Annotated in this window: 7 protein-coding genes; all 7 read right to left on the minus strand. The window is 48.9% G+C overall.

Annotated elements, in window-relative coordinates:
• Positions 1-238: 238 nt before the first annotated feature.
• Positions 239-1,585: an ATP-binding protein gene (locus tag IT393_01645; GenBank protein MCC7201353.1), complete on the minus strand. Its 1,347-nt coding sequence runs from the start codon at positions 1,583-1,585 to the stop codon at positions 239-241.
• A gap of 374 nt (positions 1,586-1,959) precedes the next feature.
• On the minus strand, positions 1,960-2,685 hold the full coding sequence (locus tag IT393_01650) for a DUF3427 domain-containing protein (protein ID MCC7201354.1): 726 nt from the start codon (positions 2,683-2,685) through the stop codon (positions 1,960-1,962).
• On the minus strand, positions 2,664-3,095 hold the full coding sequence (locus IT393_01655; protein ID MCC7201355.1) for a hypothetical protein: 432 nt from the start codon (positions 3,093-3,095) through the stop codon (positions 2,664-2,666). The genes IT393_01650 and IT393_01655 overlap by 22 nt, the downstream gene beginning before the upstream one ends.
• A 169-nt stretch (positions 3,096-3,264) precedes the next feature.
• Positions 3,265-3,582 (minus strand): nucleotidyltransferase domain-containing protein, encoded by a 318-nt coding sequence (locus IT393_01660; GenBank protein MCC7201356.1) that lies wholly within the window; start codon positions 3,580-3,582, stop codon positions 3,265-3,267.
• Positions 3,583-3,732: 150 nt separating this feature from the next.
• Entirely contained in the window at positions 3,733-3,951 is a 219-nt protein-coding gene (locus IT393_01665) for a hypothetical protein (protein MCC7201357.1), read from the minus strand.
• Complete coding sequence (locus IT393_01670) at positions 3,948-5,024, minus strand: DUF1016 family protein (protein MCC7201358.1); 1,077 nt, start codon at positions 5,022-5,024, stop codon at positions 3,948-3,950. Before IT393_01670 ends, IT393_01665 begins: the two co-directional genes overlap by 4 nt.
• Complete coding sequence (locus tag IT393_01675; GenBank protein ID MCC7201359.1) at positions 5,021-5,284, minus strand: N-6 DNA methylase; 264 nt, start codon at positions 5,282-5,284, stop codon at positions 5,021-5,023. Before IT393_01675 ends, IT393_01670 begins: the two co-directional genes overlap by 4 nt.
• Positions 5,285-6,344: the final 1,060 nt, after the last annotated feature.

Here is a 6,344-nt window from a genome sequence, read left to right on the forward strand (position 1 = left end):
CAACTGAGATTATATAAAGATGTATCGTAAGACTGGCAGGTATGTCTGCCCCGCTTGCCAGTCAATCCTTTCTGAAAAGGGTCAATTTAATGTGAAATAATCAGGCAAAATAATGTGCAAGGTGACACACGCGAGCTCACCCGAGTGTCCGCACGACTGTGCCATCAGGTTTTGTTACAGGATTGCCGGGAGATATCTTGTTACCGACAAGTACCACTCGTTGTGCCTTTGATAAAACTCAATCCTCTGACGGCCCGGCCAACAGCCATTCGTAGGCCGGCTGGATGATCATATCCGGCGGTGCGCTTTCAGGAGCGCCATCTCTCGTGAGGGTCAGCAGACGTTTTCGCGCCCCCTGATGTCTTTCACCTGCCCCGGTCAGCCCCCTCAATTCCCGTGCCGCCGTCGCCGGATCACTGGCGTCCGCACAGACCTGGATCAGATCTATTTGACCCTCCGGGTCCCGCGCCAGGAAATCGACCTCATAACCCTCCGGCATGCGCACATACGTTACGGCGCAGCGCCTCCTTTCGAGCTCGATCAAGACGGCCGTTTTGAGGGCATGCCCGAGGTTGCCTCGGCCGCTACGATCGAACACCGGGATCAATCCCGCATCCGCCGGGTACGCCTTCCGCGGGTTCACCATGCGCTGACGCTCAGAGGACGATTCCATCCAGACCATCCGGACAAGGAAACAGTCCTCGAGATAAGCGAGCAACTGATGCACCGTATCTTTAGAGATCGCCATCCCCTGGCTCTTTAGTGCGGCGTAGAACTTTTCGACGCTGAACAGGCCTCCCGCATTGCCGAGGAGATGCCGCACCAGCCAGCGCAAGCCCGTGATGTTGCTCACGGCATGGCGCTCGACCACATCGCGCAGGATCGCTACATCGACATAATCCTGCAACAACTGCCTCCTTGAGACGCCGTCAAGCCCTTGGGCCTCAGGGAAACCGCCGGTCTGAAGCCAGTCTGAAAAGAGCCTCTCGATCCGGGTCCGCTCCCTGCTGGTCAGAAAACCGGGGTTCTCAGGAACCACCTCCCCTCGATAGCGGAGCGCCTCGGAGAAGCTAAAGGGGTATAGCGGCACCTCCCACGCCCGCCCCCGCAACGCCGTCGCAATCTCCCGTGAGAGCAAGGCTGCCGATGACCCCGCGATGATGACCTCCGCCCGGCCCGTATCGAGCAGCCGCCGGACAAAGCGTTCCCAGCCCGGCACGACCTGGATCTCGTCGAAACACCAGGTCACTCTCCCCTTCTCCCCTGCCTCCGGGACCCGGCGTCCGTATTCCTCGAGGAGAAATCCGAGATGGCCGGCCTTCAGGTCACCGAGCCGTTCATCCTCGAAGTTCAGATAGGGAAGCCACTCCCGCCTCGCCCCCTTCGCCATCCGCTCCCGCCGCAACTGATGCAGGAAGGTGGTCTTGCCCGCCCTGCGCATGCCGACAACCGCCGTGACTTTGCCGGGCAAGGCCGTCGCGCCATAGACAGACCGCGCCGTCGCCTCCGGCAGGGGCACGGTCAGGGATTCCGCCAGCTTCTCGGTCAACACCTCTTTGATTTGCAACGGAAGGGACCCGGCCATGAGACGATTTCTCCTTTATAAAAGGTGAATATACCATATTTTTCTCCTTGAAGGAAGGAGAATCAACAGATTATTCCGCAGCCTCTGCAAACAGCCCCTTCTGTTCTGCCTTCAGCTTACCCCCTTCCCGGGCAAGGCGCATGATCCCGGGCCGGTTCCGGACAAGCTCATTATTTGGAAGTGTTTCCTGTTGCCATTCGCAGAGCCTTGACGAGCCTGAAGGATTTCTTCAAGAATCCCACTATGATATTCCAATATTGAGCCCTTAAAGGCTTAAAACTGGGAAACGGCTGAATTTGCATTATTTAACGGACAGATAGATATTGTCTTAATCATATTTTGTCCAGTTTCAGGGGTGCAGTACAAGCGATACATTATCCCCCTCGCCGGTTTTCCTCTAAGATTTCTGCAGGCATAGGGTAATGAAGACGCCAGATTATTTTGACTGGGCGCTCACTCTCGTAACTGACGAGATCTGCAGGACCTAAATATGTGAAGGGAGTTGTGACTCCATCTCGCCTCTTTGTGGCACGGACAAAGATGAGGATCGTATAGTCCCGCTCCACATGATTTATCAGGTTTTGTCCCGTGTCACTGTTTTGTGTCGTGTTCGACTGAGATTCCCAGTGCAGAAGTTCCCGGCTGATGGGATAATCGGCATACATGGTACTTGGCGAGAACTCCCGTTCTGTTTTCTGAAAGGTAATAAGCAATGCATACGTCTTGATTTTGCTGAAGTGGAGCACCCCGACCCCAACCGGTCCTGCGGATTCAATGGTTGCCATCCCCAGGGCAGCTTTGATGTCTGAATTGCCATACCTGGCGTGTAGTTCCAGGGTGCAGGGGAAGGGTAATTCCGATAAGATTCCGCTGATGCGTGTTTCCTCCTCTGCCCATTCAAGGACTTCTTCCATGTCAGTGAGAACTGACCTGTTGCCTGCAAGCCTGGAGAATGAATCCTTAAGAGTCGATAACCCAAATGCTGAACCAGGCTTGCCCCATAACCGGTAATGGATGGATAGGGCAAAGTCACCTGCCTCATCCAGGGCGCCCTGGATATCGTTTAGACGAAGTCTATCTACTTGATGAAAGAGATTAATATGTCTACTGCATCAGCAGATCTCATCTCTGCCTGCAGCTCCTGAATAAGCTGCGGCTCGTGGGGTGAACCGGTAAACAAACTGCTCTCGACTATTGGTGTTGCAGGGCGAGGCAGCCCTTGCTGAGCGTAGTGTGGCGGGGTAATTTCTGATAGAACAGATTTTTCTGCAAACACAAGTCTGTGTTTCCCGAGATGGGAATTTTCATTGGTGCCTGCAAGAATATCAATCAGACGATTGCAGAGGTTAAGCCGTTCAAGAGGATCAGTCTCCTGTAATAAAGACTTCTCTATAACTGAAGTTAAAAATGCAGCATAGCGGTAGGGCTGCTCCTCAGGGTCAATCTTGGATAAGACAGACCGCAGCTCTGGATGACGTAAGAGCGCATCACGCAGCCCTTCATCCAGCAAGGCTTCATAAATACCGTAAGGGAGAGTATGACCACAATCATTATATCTTAAATTACTCAGGTATTACCTCCTTAGACAATGGCCTACGGCATCTAATCCATTTTAGCCTCTTTTATAGGGGCATCAACTTGCTCAAGTCTGTATCTTATCAAAGAAAGGTTCTCTTCCTTCATACTGCAATCCCTTCACGATATACGTTCTTAATAAAAACCGACTCCCGTAGAGGGCTATTTCTTAAAGTATCCATGCTTATTGCAACAGGCATAATAATGATATCCTCAGTAAAGCCAGCTTCCCATGCACAATCACTGATATACTTTTCAATAGAGTGGTCGAGACGATCCACCACTATGAACACATCCAAGTCTGACTCTTCAGTAGCGCTTCCTCTGGCCCTTGAGCCAAAGACCCTGAATTCGAGTATATTAACCTTTTGAGATACAAGATTCTTAAATGTCTCAATAACTTTTAGTTCCTTTTCAAGCACTTATATCTCTCCCTTCCATGCCTTTTTTCGCTGTAAACCAACACCATGTAGTAGCCAGCATCAGAGAAAACCTTGCCCTCAAGACATTTGAATTTATCAAGCTTAGCGTGGATATTATCTTCACAGATGGAAGTAAAAAGTTAGACTTATCTATGCTTTTTCTTTTATAGACATTTTATGTTCAAGGTCATTTTGATCTTTCTCTTTCCTGATTCTATTAAGCAACATCCCCTCTGGCTCATCCTTCGGATTCTGCGGGACGAATTTTCCCAGCACTGCCAGGTTCAGAATAAACCAGCGCAGGCTCGGCACTGCGTCTGTCGTGTCAATCAGGCGATCAAGGTTGTGAAGCAGCCTTTCTGCGTTCATTCTTCACCTTCTTCCCTTGCCCACTCTATCAGACGCTGTTTCAGATCCTCTTTTGAAGGCAGGTAAAGCTGGTATTCCCTGGCATGAATGCCGGCATCTTTAGGCAGGGTCAACTCAACCAGTGCGTCGCGTTTCTTTTTGCATAGGATGATGCCGACAGTCGGCTGCTCATCTACCTGCTTCACATAACGGTCAAAATAATTGACGTACATTTGCATCTGCCCAAGATCTTGATGAGTCAGTTTGTCAATTTTAAGATCAATCAAAACATAACAACGCAGCAAACGATTATAGAAAACGAGGTCAACGAAGAAGTGATCCTCATCAAAGGTAAAGCGTTTCTGGCGGGCCTCGAACAGAAAACCTTTGCCGAGTTCCAGAAGAAATTTCTCCAGCTTGTCTATGATGGCTGTCTCAAGATCTGTTTCTGAATAAGTTGACTTTTCATCCAGACCGAGAAATTCGAGCACATAGGGCTCTTTGAGAAGGTCCACTGGTTGACTGATTATCTGCCCTTTCTTTGCCAGTTGCCGTACACGCTTTTTATCACGGCTCAGTGCAAGCCGCTCATAGAGACTGGTGTTTACCTGGCGTTTAAGCTCCGGAACCGACCAGAAATTTTGTGAAGCCTCAATTTCATAGAAGCTGCGCTCTTTGGCGTCTTTGATACCAAGGAGAAGGACATAGTGAGACCAACTGAGGGGTATATGTGTCGTTATTTGTTCAGCAAACCGCTGACTACTTACAGGGGAATGCAATTTGCCAGAAGGCTTCTGGCAAATCTGGAGAAACCTATCCCTGTACTGAAGGAAAAAGGCTCTCATGTTCTGAAGGTTTGATCTTGAAAATCCTCTGCCAAATTCACCGGAAAGGCGTTCAGACAATTCTTTGAGAAGTTGTTTTCCATAATCCGCTCTATGATGCCCGGCCTGCTCATGTTCGACAATCAGGCGGCCAATCTCAAAATTCGTCAGGATCTGGAGTGAATTAATATTATTCGCCGCAGCCCGTCGTGCGGATTGTACGAGGTGTTTTACCTGCTCAATAAGCAGTTCCAGTTGATTTTTCTTCATCTCAGCAGAGCCTCCTCCAGAATTGCCTTCAGTTTGTCCCGGAGTCTGGCAGTCTCTGCCTCGCTTTCTTCAAGTTTGGCAAGCAATTCTGCCGGATTGCCGTGGTCTTCATCAGCAACATGCGGATTCTTGAAATCGAGGTTATAGTTGCGGGTCTTGATCTCCTCTATTGTGACCTTCCAGGCAACTTCGTTCTCCTCTCGCTTATCCCACCAGTCAATACAGGGCTTCAAATGTTCAAAGCGGATAGGCCTGGTCATCGAATACGCCTTTTGGCCCTCAGGTACACGGTGTTCGTAATACCATTATGTTTTGCTGTACCTAACTGTTTCTCCTGCAAAAGGGCAAGGACGGCATAAAACATAGCATAATATAACCTGTTCATTCTGTTCCAACTGGCGGATTTTCTCAGCCTGGGCAGCTTCCTGGGTGGGTTCATTGCCGAATCCACCCTGTGCGTATCGTTTCTTCCAGTAAGAGAGCAAACTGGAAAAAATGTGATGCCGGCGGCATAGTTAAACTGAGGTGCTGATTCCGCTTAACATCTCCTCAACAACTTGACGTTTAAACTCTGGACTGAATGTCCTCTGTCTCTTCATCTGACAGGGCCCTTTCTCCCTTTCAGGGATTAAAGTAAACCTGTCTGATACTCTAACATATTTTGTCCAGTTTCAGGGGTGATGTCCACACTACACTAGTTGGTCTTGATCAAAAATACAACCTCTTTTTTAAGATATCATAACTGCAACTCCGATCATTCTGATGCAAACTTATTACCAAGAATGTTATAGTGCCAGATGAACCACACCCAGATGTACGATCTCGTTTGGGAAAAAAGGGACAGATTTATTTTTGAATAAAATAGATCTGCCCCCTTTTCCCTATGCTATCTATATTCTGAGACACGACATCAGAACTATTGAGTGGGAACTGGTACTATTTGATAAACAGACACCATGTGAAATTCTACGGGTTTCCCGGAATTAATGCCTCTTTTTAATTAAGTTTCCTTCATTCTTTAAATACTGTAATTGTAATCGTCGAGCCGCTTGCGTGCTCTTTCGATTTCCTCTGCATTAAATAGAGGTGCCCACTTAGGATCCTGTATAAGTGCTTCTACAGTTATGTCCAGTCTTCCTCTTTCCCATAGTGCCGTATATCCATCAGAGGGTCTATTGGCATTAATTAAAATCTGGTCCTTCCGGAATTGTCGTGGGTCGGTAAGTCTTGTATGATAGGTCCCCAAGGAGGGGATACCGATGCGAGATACCGACCTGTACAGACAAGTTCTCGGGTTGCAGGAGCCGTGGTTTGTGGAAC

It is taken from the genome of Nitrospirota bacterium (assembly GCA_020851375.1).
In the GTDB taxonomy this organism is placed as follows: domain Bacteria; phylum Nitrospirota; class 9FT-COMBO-42-15; order HDB-SIOI813; family HDB-SIOI813; genus RBG-16-43-11.

What these genes read in the sequence shown, in the direction of transcription:
- IT393_01645 (MCC7201353.1), bottom strand. Translation starts at nt 1,585, where the DNA reads ATGGCCGGGTCCCTTCCGTTGCAAATCAAAGAGGTGTTGACCGAGAAG.
- IT393_01665 (MCC7201357.1), bottom strand. Translation starts at nt 3,951, where the DNA reads ATGAACGCAGAAAGGCTGCTTCACAACCTTGATCGCCTGATTGACACG.
- IT393_01670 (MCC7201358.1), bottom strand. Translation starts at nt 5,024, where the DNA reads ATGAAGAAAAATCAACTGGAACTGCTTATTGAGCAGGTAAAACACCTC.
- IT393_01675 (MCC7201359.1), bottom strand. Translation starts at nt 5,284, where the DNA reads ATGACCAGGCCTATCCGCTTTGAACATTTGAAGCCCTGTATTGACTGG.